At 73.0% G+C, this 16835-nt stretch carries 15 protein-coding genes; 10 read left to right on the forward strand and 5 right to left on the reverse strand.

The window, feature by feature from the left end; translation table 11 throughout:
• Positions 1-62: 62 nt before the first annotated feature.
• The 6 genes from GUY59_RS23965 (at position 63) to mnhG (ending at position 6395) form a co-directional block, all read left to right on the forward strand.
• Complete coding sequence (locus GUY59_RS23965; protein WP_138202927.1) at positions 63-2825, forward strand: Na+/H+ antiporter subunit A; 2763 nt, start codon at positions 63-65, stop codon at positions 2823-2825.
• On the forward strand, positions 2822-3640 hold the full coding sequence (locus tag GUY59_RS23970) for a Na(+)/H(+) antiporter subunit C (protein WP_138202926.1): 819 nt from the start codon (positions 2822-2824) through the stop codon (positions 3638-3640). Before GUY59_RS23965 ends, GUY59_RS23970 begins: the two co-directional genes overlap by 4 nt.
• 64 nt (positions 3641-3704) lie before the next feature.
• Positions 3705-5279: a Na+/H+ antiporter subunit D gene (locus tag GUY59_RS23975; RefSeq protein WP_201761264.1), complete on the forward strand. Its 1575-nt coding sequence runs from the start codon at positions 3705-3707 to the stop codon at positions 5277-5279.
• Complete coding sequence (locus GUY59_RS23980) at positions 5276-5815, forward strand: Na+/H+ antiporter subunit E (protein WP_132339443.1); 540 nt, start codon at positions 5276-5278, stop codon at positions 5813-5815. Before GUY59_RS23975 ends, GUY59_RS23980 begins: the two co-directional genes overlap by 4 nt.
• On the forward strand, positions 5812-6072 hold the full coding sequence (locus GUY59_RS23985; protein WP_132339441.1) for a monovalent cation/H+ antiporter complex subunit F: 261 nt from the start codon (positions 5812-5814) through the stop codon (positions 6070-6072). Before GUY59_RS23980 ends, GUY59_RS23985 begins: the two co-directional genes overlap by 4 nt.
• Positions 6069-6395, forward strand: coding sequence for a monovalent cation/H(+) antiporter subunit G (gene mnhG / locus GUY59_RS23990; protein ID WP_132339439.1), 327 nt, complete (start codon positions 6069-6071; stop codon positions 6393-6395). The genes GUY59_RS23985 and mnhG overlap by 4 nt, the downstream gene beginning before the upstream one ends.
• Here mnhG and GUY59_RS23995 read toward each other — a convergent pair.
• Genes GUY59_RS23995 through GUY59_RS24010 form a run of 4 tightly spaced genes read right to left on the reverse strand, consistent with a single transcriptional unit; the run spans position 6335 to position 10370 of the window.
• A complete protein-coding gene (locus GUY59_RS23995; protein WP_201761265.1) occupies positions 6335-6841 on the reverse strand; it encodes a DUF6328 family protein in 507 nt (168 codons plus the stop codon). The genes mnhG and GUY59_RS23995 overlap by 61 nt on opposite strands.
• Positions 6842-6889: 48 nt before the next feature.
• Complete coding sequence (locus tag GUY59_RS24000) at positions 6890-8917, reverse strand: xanthine dehydrogenase family protein molybdopterin-binding subunit (protein WP_138202924.1); 2028 nt, start codon at positions 8915-8917, stop codon at positions 6890-6892.
• Positions 8914-9885, reverse strand: coding sequence for an FAD binding domain-containing protein (locus tag GUY59_RS24005; protein WP_138202922.1), 972 nt, complete (start codon positions 9883-9885; stop codon positions 8914-8916). The genes GUY59_RS24000 and GUY59_RS24005 overlap by 4 nt, the downstream gene beginning before the upstream one ends.
• Positions 9882-10370, reverse strand: a complete 489-nt coding sequence (locus GUY59_RS24010; protein ID WP_132339433.1) for a (2Fe-2S)-binding protein — start codon at positions 10368-10370, stop codon at positions 9882-9884. Before GUY59_RS24010 ends, GUY59_RS24005 begins: the two co-directional genes overlap by 4 nt.
• A 120-nt stretch (positions 10371-10490) precedes the next feature.
• Here GUY59_RS24010 and GUY59_RS24015 point away from each other — a divergent pair, with 120 nt between their 5' ends.
• The 3 genes from GUY59_RS24015 (at position 10491) to GUY59_RS24025 (ending at position 14551) form a co-directional block, all read left to right on the forward strand.
• On the forward strand, positions 10491-11624 hold the full coding sequence (locus GUY59_RS24015; RefSeq protein ID WP_236667437.1) for an acetate/propionate family kinase: 1134 nt from the start codon (positions 10491-10493) through the stop codon (positions 11622-11624).
• Between the two features lie 193 nt (positions 11625-11817).
• Positions 11818-13968 (forward strand): SF1B family DNA helicase RecD2, encoded by a 2151-nt coding sequence (recD2, locus tag GUY59_RS24020; protein WP_252375054.1) that lies wholly within the window; start codon positions 11818-11820, stop codon positions 13966-13968.
• Positions 13969-14011: 43 nt separating this feature from the next.
• A complete protein-coding gene (locus GUY59_RS24025) occupies positions 14012-14551 on the forward strand; it encodes an RNA 2'-phosphotransferase (RefSeq protein ID WP_138202917.1) in 540 nt (179 codons plus the stop codon).
• A gap of 13 nt (positions 14552-14564) precedes the next feature.
• Here the strand turns inward: GUY59_RS24025 and GUY59_RS24030 are convergent, their stop codons facing one another.
• Positions 14565-15551 (reverse strand): helix-turn-helix transcriptional regulator, encoded by a 987-nt coding sequence (locus tag GUY59_RS24030; protein WP_138202915.1) that lies wholly within the window; start codon positions 15549-15551, stop codon positions 14565-14567.
• Positions 15552-15613: 62 nt separating this feature from the next.
• On the opposite strand from GUY59_RS24030, the gene GUY59_RS24035 reads away from it, so the two are divergent.
• Positions 15614-16780, forward strand: coding sequence for an epoxide hydrolase family protein (locus GUY59_RS24035; RefSeq protein WP_138202913.1), 1167 nt, complete (start codon positions 15614-15616; stop codon positions 16778-16780).
• Positions 16781-16835 lie beyond the last annotated feature (55 nt).

The raw sequence follows: 16835 nt of genomic DNA on the forward strand, positions 1-16835 counted from the left end.
CCTGCGTCGGCACGACGGGAGAGATTGGGCGGACGTAACCGGAATTTCCGCCCGAGGAGCCCATGGAGCTGCTGCTGATCCTGCACGCGGTGGCGGCGGTCTGCGCTCCCTGGCTGGCCGCCCGCATGGGGCGCGGCTCCCTCGTCGTGCTGGCCGTGCCGCCGGCCGCCGCCTTCGCCTACACGCTGTGGGTGGCGATGCGGGGGCTGCCCGTGGCCGGGACCACCGCGTGGGCGCCGGTGATGCAGATGGAGCTGGCCTTCCGCGCCGACCAACTGTCCGTGGTGATGATGGCGCTGGTGTCGGGCGCCGGCGTGCTGGTGCTGGTCTACAGCGCCGCGTACCTGCCGGCGGACGACGACGGGCTCGGCCGCTACGGCGGCGTCATGGTGGCCTTCGCCGGGTCGATGCTGGGACTGGTGACGGCCGACAACCTGCTCCTGCTGTACGTGTTCTGGGAGCTCACCACCGTCTTCTCCTACCTGCTGATCGCGTACCACCCGGAGAGCCGGGTGAACAGGCAGGCGGCGATGAAGGCGCTGATGGTCACCACGTTCGGCGGGTTGTGCATGCTGGCCGGGTTCGTGCTGGCCGCACAGGCTGCCGGCACGTACCGGGTGTCGGCCATCGTCGCCGATCCCCCGGCGGCCGCGCCGGTCGCGCTGGTGCTGGTGCTGGCGGGCGCGCTGGCCAAGTCGGCGATCTTCCCGTTCAGCACGTGGCTGCCCGCCGCGATGGCCGCGCCCACGCCCGTGTCGGCGTACCTGCACGCGGCGGCCATGGTGAAGGCGGGCGTGTACCTGGTGGCCAGGCTCGGGCCGGCGTTCGGCGACGTCACGCTGTGGCGGGCGGTGGCCGTGCCGCTCGGGCTGGTCACGATGGTGCTCGGCGGCTGGCGGGCGCTGCGCGAGACGGATCTGAAGCGGCTGCTGGCCTACGGCACGGTCAGCCAGCTCGGCTTCCTCGTGGCGCTGTTCGGCGCGGGCACGCGGGGGACGGCGCTGGCCGGGGCCGCCATGCTGGTGGCGCACGCGCTGTTCAAGGCGTCCCTGTTCCTCGTGGTGGGCATCGTCGACCACGCGGCGGGCAGCCGCGAGACGGGCGAGCTCAGCGGGGTGGGCCGGGCGATGCCGTGGGTGTGCGGGGCGGCGTCGCTCGCGGCGGCGTCGATGGCGGGCCTGCCGCCGCTCGTGGGGTTCGCCGCCAAGGAGGCGGCGCTGGAGTCGCTGCTCGACGCGCCGTTCGCGCTGGCGGGCGTGGTGGCCGGGTCGGCCTTGACGGCGGCGTACGCCCTGCGCTTCCTGTGGGGGGCGTTCGCCGCCAAGCCGGGGGTGGCGGCGCGGCCGGTGGGCCGCGTGCCCGCGGCCATGTTCGTGCCCGCCGCCCTGCTGTCGGTGCTGGGCCTGGTGCTGGCGCCGGCGGCCTCGTCGTACGCGGAGGCGATGTCGCCGTACACGGAGGCCTTCCGCGACCCCGGCCACGAGACCCATCTCGTGGTGTGGAGCGGGTTCGGCCCGCCGCTGCTGATGTCGGTGGTGGCGCTGGCGGCCGGCGTGCTGTTGTTCGCGGCCAGGGAGCCGGTGGCCAGGGCGGGGGCGATGCTGCCGGTGCTGGACTCCAGCCAGGTCTTCTGGATCATCGTACGCCGCCTCGACCGCTTCGCCGTCCAGCTGACCGGGCTCGTCCAGCGCGGCTCGGTGCCCGACTACCTGATGCTCACCATGCTGGCCACGGTCGGCGTCGGCGTGTTCGCGGTCGCCTACGGGGGCGGGCCGCGTCTGGACGTGCCGGTCGTCGCCTGGCAGCGGCCGGGGCAGCCCGTCATCGCCGTGCTGGTGCTGGCGGCGGCCGTGCTGGCGCTGCTCGTCCGCGCCTCCGTCCATCTCGCCGTCGTCGTGGGCCTGCTCGGGTACGGGACCGCGCTGCTGTTCCTCGCGCACGGCTCGCCCGACCTGGCGCTCACCCAGTTCCTGGCCGAGACGCTGCTGCTGGTCGTCTTCGCCCTGGTGCTGCGGCGGCTGCCGATCGACTCGGGCAGGGGACGGCTGCCGTTCCCGGTCAGGCTCGGGCTGGGGCTGGCCGTGGGCGCGGTGGTCACGGGCGCGGGCATGCTGGCGTCGAGCGCCCGCGACGTCGTGCCGGTCGGGGCGCTCATGGCGACGGCGGCCCCGGAGGCGGGCGCGCGCAACATCGTCACCGCGCTGATCGTGGACATCCGCGCCTGGGACACGCTGGGTGAGAGCACGGTGCTCGTGGTGCTCACCCTGGGTGTGACGAGCCTCGTGTTCCTGCGGCGCAGGTCGTACCGGATCGAGCCGGCCGAGGCGGAGCACCCGACGGCGGACGCGCACTGGCTGGCCTCCACGCTTCCGCGCGGGCCGCGGGCGCTGGCGTTCGACGTGGTGGCCAGGCTGACGTTCCACACGGTGCTGCTGCTCTCGGTGTTCCTGCTGTTGGTGGGGCACAGCGGGGTCGGCGGCGGGTTCGCCGGCGGCATCGTGGCCGGGCTGGCGATCACCGTGCGCTACCTGGCCGGCGGGCGGAACGAGCTGGCCGTGGCGGTGCCGGTGCACGCGGGCGTCCTGATGGGCGTCGGGCTGACGTTGTCGGCGGGCACCGCGGTGATCGGGCTGCTGTTCGGCTCGGCGGCGCTGGACATGCTGGCCACGGACGTGAGCGTGCCGCTCGTCGGGCACGTGCACCTGTCCACCGGGCTGCTGTTCGACCTCGGCGTGTACATCTCGGTGATCGGCATGGTGCAGGACGTGCTGCGCGGCCTGGGCGCGGAGCTGGACCGGCAGATCGACGCCGAGGAGGGCGGGTGACGGTCTCCCTGGTGCCGTTCCTGGCCTGCTTCGTGCTCATCACGACGGGCGCGACGCTGCTGCTCGAAAGGAGCCTGGTACGCGCGCTCGCCGGCGTCATCGTCCTCAGCAACGGCGTGAACCTGCTGATCGTCACGGCGGGGAGCGGCGCCGGCGGCCCGCCCATCCTGGGGGTCACGCCGCCCGGTCGGATGGCCGATCCGCTGCCGCAGGCGATGGTGCTCACCGCCATCGTGATCACCATGGGCGCGACGGCGTTCCTGCTGGCCATGGTGCACAGGACGTGGCAGCTGACCGGCAGCGACGAGGTGCAGGACGACACCGAGGACCGGCGTGTGCGGCTGCTGTCGCGGCGTGGCGAGCTGGGCGACGCGGTGCGCCGCAGGGTGGACGACTACCGCCGGCTGCTCGTCCGGCAGCGGGCCGAGCTGGCGAACCTGCAGGCCGAGCAGGCCGAGCGGGAGCGGCTGCAGGAGGCCGACCTGGAGCAGCGCCTGGCCCGGGTGTACGAGGAGCTCGAGGAGTGGATGCGCCAGGGGCGTGAGCAGGGGTTGTCGGAGGAGGAACTGCACCGGCGCTTCGAGGACGTCGGGCAGCGGGAGGAGGCGCGGGCGGGCGACAACCTCGAGCGCATCGAGGAGCTGCGCAAGGAGCACGCCCGCCGGCGGGCGACGCAGGAGGCCGAGGAGAAGGAGCTGCGCAAGAGGCTGCGGGCGCGGCAGCGGGAGGCGCGCAGGCAGCTGCGGGCGGCCATCAGGGAGGAACGCGAGCGCCAGGCGCTCGCGCAGGACCCCGATCTGGAGGGCGACGACTGATGCGCCGCGTGATGGGCCGCCTGGTGGGGCGCCTGACGGTCCGCCGTTCTGGCGCGGGAGGGGGATGAGCGTGGAGCCGTCCCTTCCCGTGGAGAGCCTCGTCTGCCTGCCGGTGCTGCTGCCGCTGCTGGCCGCCGGCGTGAAGCTGGCCATCGGGGGGCGGCTGCGGCGGCTGCAGTCGCTCATCAGCCTCGTCACCCTCGGCGTGTCCCTCGCCGTGTCCGTGGTGCTGCTGGTGGCGGCCGAGTCGCGCGGCCCGCTGGTCACCGACATCGGCGGTTGGCCGTCGCCGATCGGCATCTCCCTGGTCGCAGACCGCCTGTCGACGCTGGTGCTGGTGGTGTCGTCGGCGGTGACGTTCTGCGTCATGGTGTACTCGGTCGCCAACGCCTACGACGAGCAGGAACACGACGCTCCCATGGCGATCTTCCACCCGGCCTTCCTGGTGATGGTCGCCGGCGTGGCGGACGCGTTCCTGTCCGGCGACCTGTTCAACATGTTCGTGGCGTTCGAGCTGCTGCTGAGCGGTTCGTACGTGCTGCTCACCTTCGGCGGCACCGACGCGAGGATCCGGGCCGGCGCGACGTACACGCTGATGGCCCTGGCCTCGTCGATGTTGTTCCTGGTGGCGCTGGCCATCACCTACGGCGCCACGGGCACGCTGGCGCTCGCGCAGCTGGCCGAGCGCTTTCCCGGCCTGCCGGAGCAGGTCAAGCTGCTGGTGGAGCTGACGCTGCTGCTGGCGTTCGCGATCAAGGCGGCGATCTTCCCCATGTCGGCCTGGCTGCCCGACTCCTACCCGACCGCGCCGGCCCCCGCCACGGCCGTGTTCGCCGGGCTGCTCACCAAGGTCGGCGTCTACTCGATCATCAGGCTGGAGGCTCTGCTGTTCCCCGGCGGGCCGGTGTCGACGCTGCTGATGTGGCTGGCGCTGGCCACCATGCTGGTGGGCGTGCTGGGCGCGGTGGCGCAGACCGACCTCAAGCGCATGCTCTCGTTCACGCTGGTCAGCCACATCGGCTACATGGTGTTCGGGGTGGGGTTGTCCACGCGGGCCGGGATGGCGGGCGCGATCTTCTACGTGGTGCACCACATCACCGTGCAGACGAGCCTGTTCCTGGTGGCGGGGATGGTCGAGCGGCGCACCGGAACGACGTCGGTGACCGGGCTCGGCGGTCTGATGAAGGCCACGCCGGTGATCGCGGTGCTGTTCTTCGTGCCCGCCATGAACCTGTCGGGCATCCCGCCCATGTCGGGGTTCCTCGGCAAGCTGCTGCTCGTGCAGGCCGGGCTGGCGGCGGGCGGCTGGCTGCCGGTCACGCTGGTGGCCGCGGGCCTGGTCACGAGCCTGCTCACGCTGTACGCCATCGCCAAGGTCTGGAACAGGGCGTTCTGGAGCGGCGTGCGCGCCGAACGGGTGGGCACGGTCGTGGAGAGCGAGGAGGACACCGGCGAGGACCCGACGGTGACCACGACGTCGCTGCCGGCGGCGCTGGCCGTGTCGGTGACGGCGCTGGTGGTGCTCGGGCTGTCGTTCACGGTGCTGGCCGGGCCGCTGTCGGCGCTGGCCGCGCGGGCGGCGGACGAGCTGATGGCGCGCGAGCCGTACATCACGGCGGTCCTGGGGAGGCAACGGTGAACCTCGACGTGCTGGCGCCGCGGCTGTTCGGCAGGCGGGTGCCGCTGCCGCTGGTCGCCTGGCTGGCGCTGGTGTGGACGGCGTTGTGGGGCGAGCTCAGCGCGGGCAACGTGATCGGCGGGCTGGCCGCCGCAACCGTGGTGACCTGGCTGCTGCCGCTGCCCGCCGTGGACCCCGGCATCAGGGTCAACCCGGCCGGCCTGGTGCGGTTCCTGCTCTGGTTCGCCAAGGAGACGGTGGTCTCGACCGCGCGAGTGGTCTACTGGGTCGTCCGCCCGGACCGGCCGCCGACGCAGGTCGTACGCGTGCGGCTGCGCACGTCGTCGGAGTCCATGATCGTCCTCACCATGGTGGCCATCATGTCCGTGCCCGGCAGCCTGGTGGCGGAGCTCTACCCCGACGAGCGCGAGCTGGCGGTGCACGTGCTGGGGCTGCCCGGCGAGGTCACCGAGGCCGTGCGGGCCAACGTCACGGCGCTGGAGCGGCGCATCGTGGAGGCCTTCGGCACCCGGGCCGACAGGGAGGAACTGCGATGACGACGGTGTATCTGGTGGTGATCGGGCTGCTCGGCTGCGGGGCCGCGGCCACGCTCTACCGGCTGGGGCGCGGGCCGTCCATGCTGGACCGGGCGGTGGCGCTCGACGTGCTGACGGCCATGGCGATGTGCGGCGTGGGGGCGTTCGCGGTGGTCACGGACGACTACTCCGACCTGCCGATCCTGCTGGTGCTGTCGCTGCTGGGGTTCGTCGGCTCGGTGTCGCTGGCCCGGTTCTTCTCGGGAATCTCGCGATGAGCCCGCTCGACGTGGCCTCGGCGGCCTGCCTGCTGCTGGGGTCCGTGCTGGCGCTGGCGGCCGGCATCGGCCTCGTACGGTTCCGCACGACCCTGGACCGCATGCATGCCGGCACGAAACCGCAGGTGCTGGGCGTGTTGCTGGTGTTGTTCGCCATGTGGCTGCACCGGCCCACGTGGGCGATCGCGGGCACGCTGCTGCTGGCCGGGATCTCCCAGGTGATCACCGTGTCGGTCGCGGCCTACATGGTGGCCAGGGCCTCCTACGCCCGCGGGTCGTCGGCGCCGCCCGACGACGGCTCGGGCATGCCGTCCGGCGACTGATCCGCCCGGGTCAGCGCCGGCTGGCCGAACCAGGTCCACAACGCCAGCAGGGCGAGCACTCCCGCGGTGACCCCCGCCAGCGCGGCGTCGAACAGGTGGTCGATCACGAACATGGTGGCCGTGGTCATCGACACTGCCAGGGCCAGCGCGCCGGCCAGGCCGTAACGGTTCGAGCGGCGTACGAGTGTCTCCTTGCGCCCCTGCCGGAACAGCACGCGGTGCTGCGCGGTCGGCGCGATGTACCAGATGGACGCGAGTGCGGCGCTGACCAGCGCCGCGTAGTAGAGCCACTGGTCGATCGCGTCGATCCGGGTGAACCCCGGCGAGAACGGCACCGTCAGCAGGAAGGCGAACAACACCTGGACGCCGGTGACCGCCACGCGGGCTCCCTGCAGCAGTTCGACGAAGTTCCGGTCCGCCCGCTCCCCGTGCGATTCGTTCTTCACCGCACCCTCCCGCCCGTGACCGCCTTTCTCCTTCCTCGGGCGCGGCGCCTAAAACCTAGACAAAATGCTGCCCGGGGTGATGGGCAGCTCACGCACGCGATGGCCGGTCGCGTGGTGAACGGCGTTGCCGATGGCCGCGGCCGTGCCGACGATGCCGATCTCGCCGATGCCCTTGCTGCCCATCGGGTTGAGCTCGCCGTCCTGCTCGTCCAGCCAGACCGCCTCGACGTGCGGCACGTCGGCGCAGGCGGGCACGTGATACTGCGCCAGGTCCCTGCGCAGGAACCCGCCGAACTCCTCGTCGGTGAGCGTCTCCTCCATCAGCGCCATCCCCAGGCCCATCGTCATCCCGCCGATGAACTGCGACCTGGCCAGCTTGCCGTCCACGATGCGGCCGGCGGCGAAGACCCCGAGCAGGCGCGGCACTCGGATCTCGCCGGTCACCGAGCTGACCCGTACCTCGGCGAACTGCGCCCCGAAGGCGTGCCTGGCCAGCTTGGCGTCGCCCTTGACCTCGTCGGTGGTGTCGGCGCGGCCCTCCTTGCCGTCCTCCTTGAGCTCCTCGCAGGCGCGTACGACGGCCGATCCCCACGAGGAGGTGCCCATCGAACCGCCCGCGACCGGCGCGTCCGGCAGGTCGCTGTCGCCGAGCTCCAGGTGCACCCGGCCGGGCGCGACGCCGAGCGTCTCCGCGGCGATCCTGGTGAGCGCGGTACGCGCGCCCGTGCCGATGTCGGCGGCGGCCACCTGGACGACGTAGTCGTCGTCGCGCACGAACGCGAAGGCCGTGGCCGGGCGGCGCCTGGCCGGGTAGGTGGAGGCCGCCACGCCGGTGCCGACCAGCCACTCCCCCTCGCGCCTGACGCCGGGCTCCGGGTCGCGGTCCCGCCAGCCGAACCGGCGGGCGCCCTCGCGCAGGCACAGGACGAGGTTGCGGGAGCTGAACGGCAGCCCGCTCTCCGGCTCGGCGTCGGCGTCGTTGACGACGCGCAGCTCGACGGGGTCCATGCCGAGGGCGCAGGCCAGCTCGTCCATGGCGGACTCCAGCGCGTACATGCCGGGGCACTCCCCCGGCGCGCGCATCCACGACGGGGTGGCCACGTCCAGCCGGACCAGCCGGTGCGCGGTGCGCAGCGCGGGCGTGGCGTACATGACCCGGGCCGGGGTCGCGGTCTGCTCGGCGAACTCCACCAGCGTCGAGGTCTGCTCGTACGCCAGGTGCTCGACCGCCGTGAGCCGGCCGCCGGCGTCGGCGCCGAGCCGCAGCCGCTGGATCGTCGGCGTGCGGTAGCCGGTGACGTCGAACATCTGATGCCGGGTCAGCGCGATCTTGACCGGGCGGCCCGCGGCCCTGGCCGCCAGGGCGGCGAGCACGGCGTGCGGCCTGGTGGAGCCCTTCGACCCGAAGCCGCCGCCGACGTGCCTGGACACCACGCGCACGTCCTCCCGGGGCAGTCCGAGCGTCTGCGCGATGGTGTCGCGGTCGGGGGACGCGCCCTGCGTGCTGTCGTAGACCAGCAGCCTGCCCTCGGGGTCCCACACGGCCATGGCGGCGTGCGGCTCCATCGGGTTGTTGTGCAGGACGGGCGTCGAATACGTCACGTCGACGCTCGCCGCGGCTCCGGCCAGGCCCGCCTCGACGTCGCCCTTGACGGTGTCGGCCGGGTAGTTGGGATTGACGACGTCCGGCCGGTAGAAGCCGGGATGGCCGGTGCGCAGGGTCACGTCGTGGTCGTCCGGGTCGTACTCGACGCGCACCGCCGCGGCGGCGGCGCGGGCGTTCTCGTAGGTGTCGGCGACGACGGCGGCGACGATCTGGCCGCGGTAGGCGACGTCGCCGCTCTGGAAGAGCGCAAGCTCGGGGTCGGCGTCCTCGGCCAGCCGGGGCGGGTCCGCGCAGGACAACACGGCCAGCACGCCGGGCATCTCGCGCGCCTCGGCGTCGTGGACGCGCACGACGCGGCCCTTGGCGACCAGCGACTGCACGGGGTAGGCGTAGGCGACGGACTCGATCGGGTATTCGGCCGCGTACGTGGCCAGCCCGGTGACCTTGACGCGGCCCTCGACACGGTTCACGGTGCCAGCTCCTCAAGGGTGGCGACGATCAGGTTCCTGGCCAGCGGCAGCTTGTAGGCGTTGCGCGGCAGCGGGCGGGCCTGCTCCAGCTCGGCCTCCGCGGCCCGCAGGAACGCCGCGCCGGTGGCGGGCCCCCCGATCAGCAGCCGCTCGGCGCGCTCGGCCCGCCACGGTACGTGCGCCACGCTGCCGAGCGCGATGCGGCAGTCGTTCACGACACCGTCGGAGCCGACGTCGAGCGTCGCCGCGATGGACACGAGCGCGAACGCGAACGACGCCCGCTCGCGTACCTTCCGGTACGTGGACGCCCCCGGAGGGGGCGCGGGCAGCTCCACGGCGGTGATCAGGTCGCCGGGCTCCAGCACCGTGTCCCGTTCCGGCTCGTCGCCCGGCAGGCGGTGCAGCCCCGGCATCGGGATGATCCGGTCGCCTTCCGGGCCGGTGACGTGCACCTCGGTGTCCAGCGCGGCCAGCGCGACCGCCATGTCCGACGGGTGGGTGGCCACGCACGAGTCCGAGGTGCCGAGCACCGCCAGGTTGGTGTGGTCGCCCTCGATCGCCGGGCAGCCGGACCCCGGGCGGCGCTTGTTGCACGGCCTGCCGACGTCCTGGAAGTAGGCGCAGCGGGTGCGTTGCAGCAGGTTGCCCGCAACGGTCGCCATGTTGCGCACCTGCCCCGACGCCCCGGCCAGCACGGCGCGCGCGAGCATCGGGTAGCGGGCGCGTATCAGCGGGTCGGCGGCGAGGTCCGTGTTGCGTACGGCCGCGCCGACGCGCAGCCTGTCGCCGGCCTGCTCGATCGCGTCCAGCGGCAGCCGGCTGACGTCCACCAGCCGGTCGGGCTCGGCCACGCCCAGCCGCATGAGGTCGACCAGGTTGGTGCCGCCGCCCAGGTACATGGTGCCCGGCCGGTACCGGCGCACGGCGTCGGACGGGCTGCCGGCGCGGGCGTACTCGAAAGGTTTCACGGTGCCGCCTCGCCGATCGCGCTGACGATGTTGACGTAGGCGCCGCATCTGCACAGGTTGCCGCTCATGCGTTCCCTGATCTCCTCGGGCGTCAGGTCGGGGTCGACCACGAGATCGCCGGTGACCGCGCTCGGACCCGGCTCCCCCAGCATGCCCACGGCGGAGCAGAGCTGCCCCGGCGTGCAGTAGCCGCACTGGAACGCGTCGTGCTCGATGAAGGCCTCCTGCAGCGGATGCAGGTCGTCCCCCTCGGCCAGCCCCTCGACGGTGGTGACCTCGGAACCGTCCACGGCCACCGCCAGCGCCAGGCACGCGTTGGCCCGCCGCCCGTCGATGATGACGGTGCACGCGCCGCACTGGCCGTGGTCACAACCTTTCTTGGCCCCGATCAGCCCCAACCGCTCGCGCAGCAGGTCGAGCAGCGACATCCGCGGGTCGACGTCGACCGCGCGGGGTGTGCCGTTCACCTTCAAGGTGATGTCCATGGCGCACGACTACCCGACGCCCTGACCAAGCAATCCTGAAGACGCCAAATCCAGACGGAGCCTTGATTTGCCCAGTTTTGCGGGGACGCTACCGGGTAGCGCGCGGTCATGAGGCGGGCCATGGACGAACAGACGACGGACTCCGCGGCGATCCTGACCGTGAACGCCGGCTCGTCGAGCCTGCGCCTCGACCTCGTCCAGGGCGGCAGCGTGCTCGACAGCGCGCACGCCGAGCGCGCCGCCGACCCGGGCACCGCGCGGGAGGAGCTGTCGGCGTTCCTCGGCGGCCACTTCGACCGCGACGTACGGGCCGTGGCGCACCGGCTCGTGCACGGCGGCGACCTCGTACGCGCCCCGGCCGTCGCCGACGACGAGACGGTGTCGGCGTTGCACGGCCTCACGAGCCTCGCGCCGCTGCACCTGCCGCCCGCACTGGCCCTGCTCGACGCGGCCCGCGAGCAACTGCCCGCCGTGCCGCACGTGCTCTGCCCCGACACCGCCTTCCACTCCGGCCTGCCCGACGCGGCGGCCGTCTACCCGCTGCCGGCGGAATGGCGCAAGCGGCACGGCCTGCGCCGTTACGGCTTCCACGGGCTGTCGTACGCGTGGGCCGCCGACCGGGTGGCCGACCTGCTCGGCAGGCCTCTCGCCGAGCTGGACCTGGTGCTGGCGCACCTGGGCGGCGGCTGCTCGGTGTCCGCGGTGTCGGGCGGGCGCAGCCTCGACACCTCGATGGGGTTCACGCCGCTCGACGGACTGCCCATGAGCAAGCGGTCGGGCAGCGTGGACCCGGGCATGCTGGTGTGGCTGCTGTCGGAAGGCCACCTGTCCGTGGCGGAGCTCGGCGAGGGGCTGGAACGGCGGTCGGGGCTGCTCGGCCTGTCCGACGGGCTGTCCGGCGACACGCGGGACCTGGTCGCGGCCGAGCGCGAAGGCAACGACGCGGCGGCGCTGGCGCTGGACGTGTTCGCCCACCGGGTGAGCAGGGAGATCGCCGCCGCGGCCACCTCGCTCCGGCGGATCGACGCCCTCGTGTTCACCGGGGAGATCGGCTGGGACCAGCCGGAGGTGCGCGAGGCCGTCTGCGCGCGTCTCGGCCTGCTCGGCGTGCTGCCTCCCGTACGCGGCAACCGCCGTGACGACGGGCCGGTCAGCGCGCCCGGCGCCGCCGTACCGGTCCTGGTGGTCCAGGTACGTGAGGAGCTGCAGCTGGCCCGCGAGTGCCTGGCCGTCCTCGCGGACACCGGCTCATGACGCACCGGCCACCAGCGCGCGTCACGCGATCGCAGCCCACGTCCCGTCACCCCTGGCCGGAGCCGGGACGTCACCTCATCCCGGGACCGCGCCGCCTTGGACGTTGCCGGGCGGGCTGAGGGCGCCGGCGGTCCGGCAGCGCCGGGACGGGTCGTGGAACCGGTGCCCCGGACCGTGGTTTGGACGATTGTCGGTGACGGGTGGTTGGATCGCTGCTGTGGAGGCGTCGGTCGAGCAGCTTGTCTACGTCCGCGAGGACGCATACACCGTGGCGCGGATGAGCGCCGACGGCGTGCCCGACTTCGTGGCCACCGGGCGGGCGCTGGGCGGGGTGCAGCCGGGCGAGACGCTGCGGCTGTTCGGGGAGTGGAGCAGGCACCCGCGCCACGGCAGGCGGTTCGCCGTGAGCGCGTGCGAGCGGGTGACGCCCTCGTCGGTCCGCGCCATCCGCATCTACCTCGGGTCCGGCCTGATCAGAGGCATCGGGCCGCGACTGGCGTACGCGATCGTCGACCACTTCGGCGAGGCCACGCTCAAGGTGATCGACGCCGAGCCGGAGCGGCTCACCGAGGTGGTCAACATCGGGCCGCAGCGGCAGAGCCAGATCGTGCAGGCGTGGCAGGAGCAGAAGGCGATCGCCGCGCTCATGGTGACGTTGCAGGGGCTCGGTGTCAGCCCGCTGCTGGCGGCGAAGATCTACCAGGTGTTCGGGCCGGATGCCGACGAGGTCCTGGCCGCCGACCCCTACCAGCTCATCGGGCGGGTCAGGGGCATCGCCTTCCGCGTCGCCGACAAGATCGCGCTGCAGTCGGGGGTGCCCGAGCGCAGCCCGCAGCGGGTCAAGGCGGCCCTGCTCGACCGGCTGGAGGCGGCGGGAAGCCGCGACGGCCACTGTTTCGTGCCCGTCGCCGCCCTGGTCAGGGAGACGGCGGAGCTGATCGAGCAGGATCAGGAGCTGGTGCTGCCGATGGTCGACGCGCTCGTGGGCGAGCGCCGGCTGGTCGTGGAGGCCGCTCCTGACCGGCCGGGGCAGGCGGTCGCCTACGCCAAGCACGTCCACGCCCGCGAGGTGGCGCTGACCGAGCAGCTCACCCGGCTGGCGCGGGCCCGCTCCACGCTGCCGCTGCGCGCCTTCCGCGAGGACCCTGAGCTCCACGACGACCAGCGCGCCGCCGTCAACATGGCGCTGACCAGTACGCTCTCCCTCCTCACCGGCGGCCCGGGGTGCGGCAAGAGCCACACGGTCAAGGCCATCGCGACCACCGTCAGGGCGGCGGGCGGCACGGTGACGCTCACCGCGCCCACGGGCAAGGCGGCCAAGCGGCTGTCCGAGCTCACCGGGCTGCCGGCCATGACCGTGCACCGGATGCTCGCCCAGCAGCCCGACCCCGACCCCGAGACGCTGTTCGACGAGCGGCCGGCCCAGGCCGACCTCATCGTGGTCGACGAGGCATCCATGCTCGACCTGCACCTGGCGACCCGGCTGACCGCCGCCGTGCCGTCCGGCAGCCATCTGCTGCTGATCGGTGACAGCGACCAGCTTCCGAGCATCGGGCCCGGCAACGTGCTGGCCGACCTGCTGCGCGTCACGGAGATCCCCCGGGTCCAGCTCGCCCACGTCTTCCGGCAGGCGGGCGGCAGCGGCATCATCGACGCCGCGCACCGCATCCGCGCCGGCCGGTCGCCGGCGGTGGGCGGCGGGTTCTGGTTCGAGGAGCTCGACGATCCCGAGCAGGTCGCCCGGCGGGTCGCCCACCTGGCGATGGTGGCGATCCCGCGGAAGCAGCAGGTCGAGCCCGACCAGGTCCAGGTGTTGTGCCCGATGCGCCGGGGAGAGACCGGCGCCACCTCGCTCGGGCGGCTGATCCAGGACCAGCTCAACCCCGCCGCCGACGGCAAGGCCGAGCACTGGTCGGGGGCGACGGTGTTCCGGGTGGGCGACCGGGTCATGCCGATCCGCAACAACTACGACAAGGGTGTCTTCAACGGCGAGACCGCGACCGTCACCGCGGTGGTCCAGGAAGAGCGGATGATCGAGATCCGCACGGACGACGGCGAGAGCGTGCGCTACGGGTTCGACGAGCTCGACGATCTCACCCATTCCTACGCGATCAGCGTGCACCGCTCGCAGGGCAGCGAATACCCGTTCGTGGTCGCGCCGATCGTGGCCGAGTCCGGCGGCATCATGTTGCGCCGCAAACTGCTCTACACGCTGGTCACCAGGGCCAAGGCGTGGGTCGTGCTGGTCGGTCAGCGCGAGGCGCTGGAGCTGGCGGTGCACCGGGTGGGTCGTCGCAGGAACACGGGGCTGGCTCGCCGCCTGGCCCTCAGCCTCCAGGGTTGACGTGCTTGAGGAAAACGGTTGACGGGCGCGGGACCATGGCGTGATGGACGAGCGTCGCCTGACACGGATCTCGAAATACCTGGCCCGGCACCTGCGGCACGATCCGCAGCGCATCGGCCTGGAGCTCGACGCCCACGGGTGGGCACCGGTCGACGAGCTGCTGCTGGCCGCCGCCTCGCACGGGTTCCCGTTCACGGACGCGGAGTTGCGGCAGGTCGTCGCCTCCAACGACAAGCGGCGCTACACGATCGCCGGCGGCCGCATCCGCGCCGACCAGGGGCACTCGGTGCCGGTCGACCTCGAGCTGCCCGCCGTAGCGCCGCCCGAGGTGCTCTATCACGGCACGGTGGGGCGGTTCGTGGCGGCGATCAAGGAGGAGGGGCTGCGCCCGATGAACCGGCACCACGTGCACCTGTCCCCCGATCGGGAAACGGCCGCGCGGGTGGGCGGCCGCCGCGGCGTTCCCGTGGTGCTCGTGGTGGCGGCCGGGGCGATGCACGCCGACGGGCACATGTTCCTGCGCAGCGCCAACGGGGTGTGGCTGGTGGACCACGTGCCACCCGGTTACCTCCGTCTCCCCTAGGCCGGCTCCCGGCTCACGACGATCCGCCCGATGGCCGGGCCGGCGCCTCGCCGGCCCGGCCGAGGCGTTCGGAGACCTCCCGTAGCACCGGGAGCAGTTCCGGCGGATCCAGGACCTCGAAGTCGAAGCCCTTCACCGCGACGTGGACGGCGAGCTCGTCGAGTGAGTCGGAGCCCGCGAGGAAGAGGCACGTGTGCTCGTCCACCGGCTCCAGCCGGCCCGCCCCGGGCGAGGTGCGTGGCGCGACGGACTCCAGCGGCGCGCGGAAGAGAATGCGGGCCCGGTAGCGGTAGGGCTCTGAGGTGATCGAACGCGACACGTACGCCGCCACGTCGTCCTGTGGCGGCGGCCGGGGCGTGAAGCGGGCGCCCGGCGGCTCCTGCGGCGCCTCGATGCGGTCCACCCGGAACGTCCTCCAGTCCTGTCTGCCCACGTCCCAGGCCAGCAGGTACCAGCGTCGCGGCGTGTGGACCAGCCGGTGCGGCTCCACCTCGCGTGCCGTGTCACCGCCGGTTCCCCGGTAGCGCAGCCGCAGCCGCCGGTGGTCGCGGCAGGCCGCCGCGAGGACCGCCAGGAGGTCGGCGTCCACCGCCGGTGTGGCGGCCCCGGCCAGCGGCACCGTGGCCTCCTGGAACGCGCTCAGCCGGTGCCGCAGCCGCGACGGCAGCACTTGGTGCAGCTTGGCCAGGGCGCGCAACGCGCTCTCCTCGATGCCGGCGACGCTGCCGGTCGCGGCGGTGCGCAGGCTGATGGCCACGGCCACCGCCTCGTCGTCGTCGAGCAACAGCGGTGGCAGCGCGGCGCCTGCGCCGAGCCGGTAGCCACCGGCCACTCCGGGGGTGGCGTCGACCGGGTAGCCCAGCTCGCGCAGCCGGTCGATGTCGCGCCGCACGGTACGCAGGCCGACCTGCAGGCGCCGGGCCAGCTCGGCACCCGTCCAGGCGGTACGCGACTGCAGAAGGGAGAGCAGGCGGAGCAGCCGGACCGAGGTTTTCACCATGGTGGCCATTGTGCTCCTGATCGGTGCCAGAACCTGACATCAATGCCCTCTATCGTCACGGCATGAGCAACAGCGACATCACCCCCACGATCCGGCCGTACCGCATCGAGATCCCGCAGGCGGACCTCGACGACCTGCGCGCCCGGCTGCGGCGCACCCGCTGGGCCCCCGGCCTTCCCGGCGCCGGCTGGGAGCGCGGCGTCCCCACGAGCTACCTGCGGGAGCTGGCCACCTACTGGGCCGAGAGCTTCGACTGGCGCGCCCAGGAGGCCATGCTCAACGCGTACCCGCAGTTCGTCACCACGATCGACGGGACGGACGTGCACGGCCTGCATGTGCGCTCCGCCGAGGCCGGCGCCACCCCGCTCATGCTGATCCATGGCTGGCCGGGGTCGATCGTGGAGTTCCTCGACGTCATCGGCCCGCTCACCGACCCGGTGGCGTACGGCGGCGACCCGGCCGACGCCTTCCACCTGGTGATCCCGTCGCTGCCCGGATACGGGTTCTCCGGCCCGCTGCCCGGCACCGGCTGGACGGACGGCCGTACCGCCGCCGCGCTGGTGGAGCTGATGGCCAGGCTGGGCTACGACAGGTTCGGTGTCCAGGGGGGCGACGTCGGGGCCTTCATCGCGCCGCTCATGGGCCGCGCCGCACCGAGCCATGTCATCGGCGTGCATGTCAACGCGCTGCTCACGTTCCCGGTCGGGGACCCCGCCGTCATGGCCACGCTGAGCGAGTCCGAGCGCGGCCGGCTGGCCGGGATGAAGGAGTGGCGGGACAAGCTGGGGGCGTACATGAGCCTGCAGAGCACCCGCCCGCAGACCATCGCCGCGTCACTGCACGACTCCCCCGCGGGCCAGCTCGCCTGGATCGTGGAGAAGTTCAGGGACTGGACGGACCCGGCCGCCAAGCTGCCCGAGGACGCCGTCGACCGGGACCGTATCCTCACCGACGTGAGCATCTACTGGTTCACCGCCACGGCCGGCTCCGCCGCGCACACCTACTACGAGCGGTTCAACGACGCCGACGCGTGGCGCCCGCGGGAGCGCGGCACCGTGCCGACGGCGGTGGCGGTGTTCCCGACGGACTTCTCGGTCCGGCCGCTGGCCGAGCAGACGCACCACGTGGTGCGGTGGTCGGAGTTCGGTCACGGTGGCCACTTCGCCGCCCTGGAGACGCCGGACGTACTGGTCACCGAGCTGCGGGAGTTCTTCCGTTCCCTCGCCTGACCTGGGTAAAGAACGGGGTGCGCTCCGGCTACCCGTGCGGACGCCGGGTAGCCGG

This window comes from Nonomuraea sp. K271, from assembly GCF_009908215.1.
Classification (GTDB): Bacteria; Actinomycetota; Actinomycetes; order Streptosporangiales; family Streptosporangiaceae; genus Nonomuraea; species Nonomuraea longispora.

Bases quoted from the DNA above. Each gene is read 5' to 3' on its own strand.
- GUY59_RS23975 (WP_201761264.1), top strand. From the start codon at position 3,705: ATGAGCGTGGAGCCGTCCCTTCCCGTGGAGAGCCTCGTCTGCCTGCCG.
- GUY59_RS23965 (WP_138202927.1), top strand. From the start codon at position 63: ATGGAGCTGCTGCTGATCCTGCACGCGGTGGCGGCGGTCTGCGCTCCC.
- GUY59_RS24035 (WP_138202913.1), top strand. From the start codon at position 15,614: ATGAGCAACAGCGACATCACCCCCACGATCCGGCCGTACCGCATCGAG.
- GUY59_RS23985 (WP_132339441.1), top strand. From the start codon at position 5,812: ATGACGACGGTGTATCTGGTGGTGATCGGGCTGCTCGGCTGCGGGGCC.
- GUY59_RS24010 (WP_132339433.1), bottom strand. From the start codon at position 10,370: ATGGACATCACCTTGAAGGTGAACGGCACACCCCGCGCGGTCGACGTC.
- GUY59_RS24025 (WP_138202917.1), top strand. From the start codon at position 14,012: ATGGACGAGCGTCGCCTGACACGGATCTCGAAATACCTGGCCCGGCAC.
- GUY59_RS24030 (WP_138202915.1), bottom strand. From the start codon at position 15,551: ATGGTGAAAACCTCGGTCCGGCTGCTCCGCCTGCTCTCCCTTCTGCAG.
- mnhG (WP_132339439.1), top strand. From the start codon at position 6,069: ATGAGCCCGCTCGACGTGGCCTCGGCGGCCTGCCTGCTGCTGGGGTCC.
- GUY59_RS24015 (WP_236667437.1), top strand. From the start codon at position 10,491: ATGGACGAACAGACGACGGACTCCGCGGCGATCCTGACCGTGAACGCC.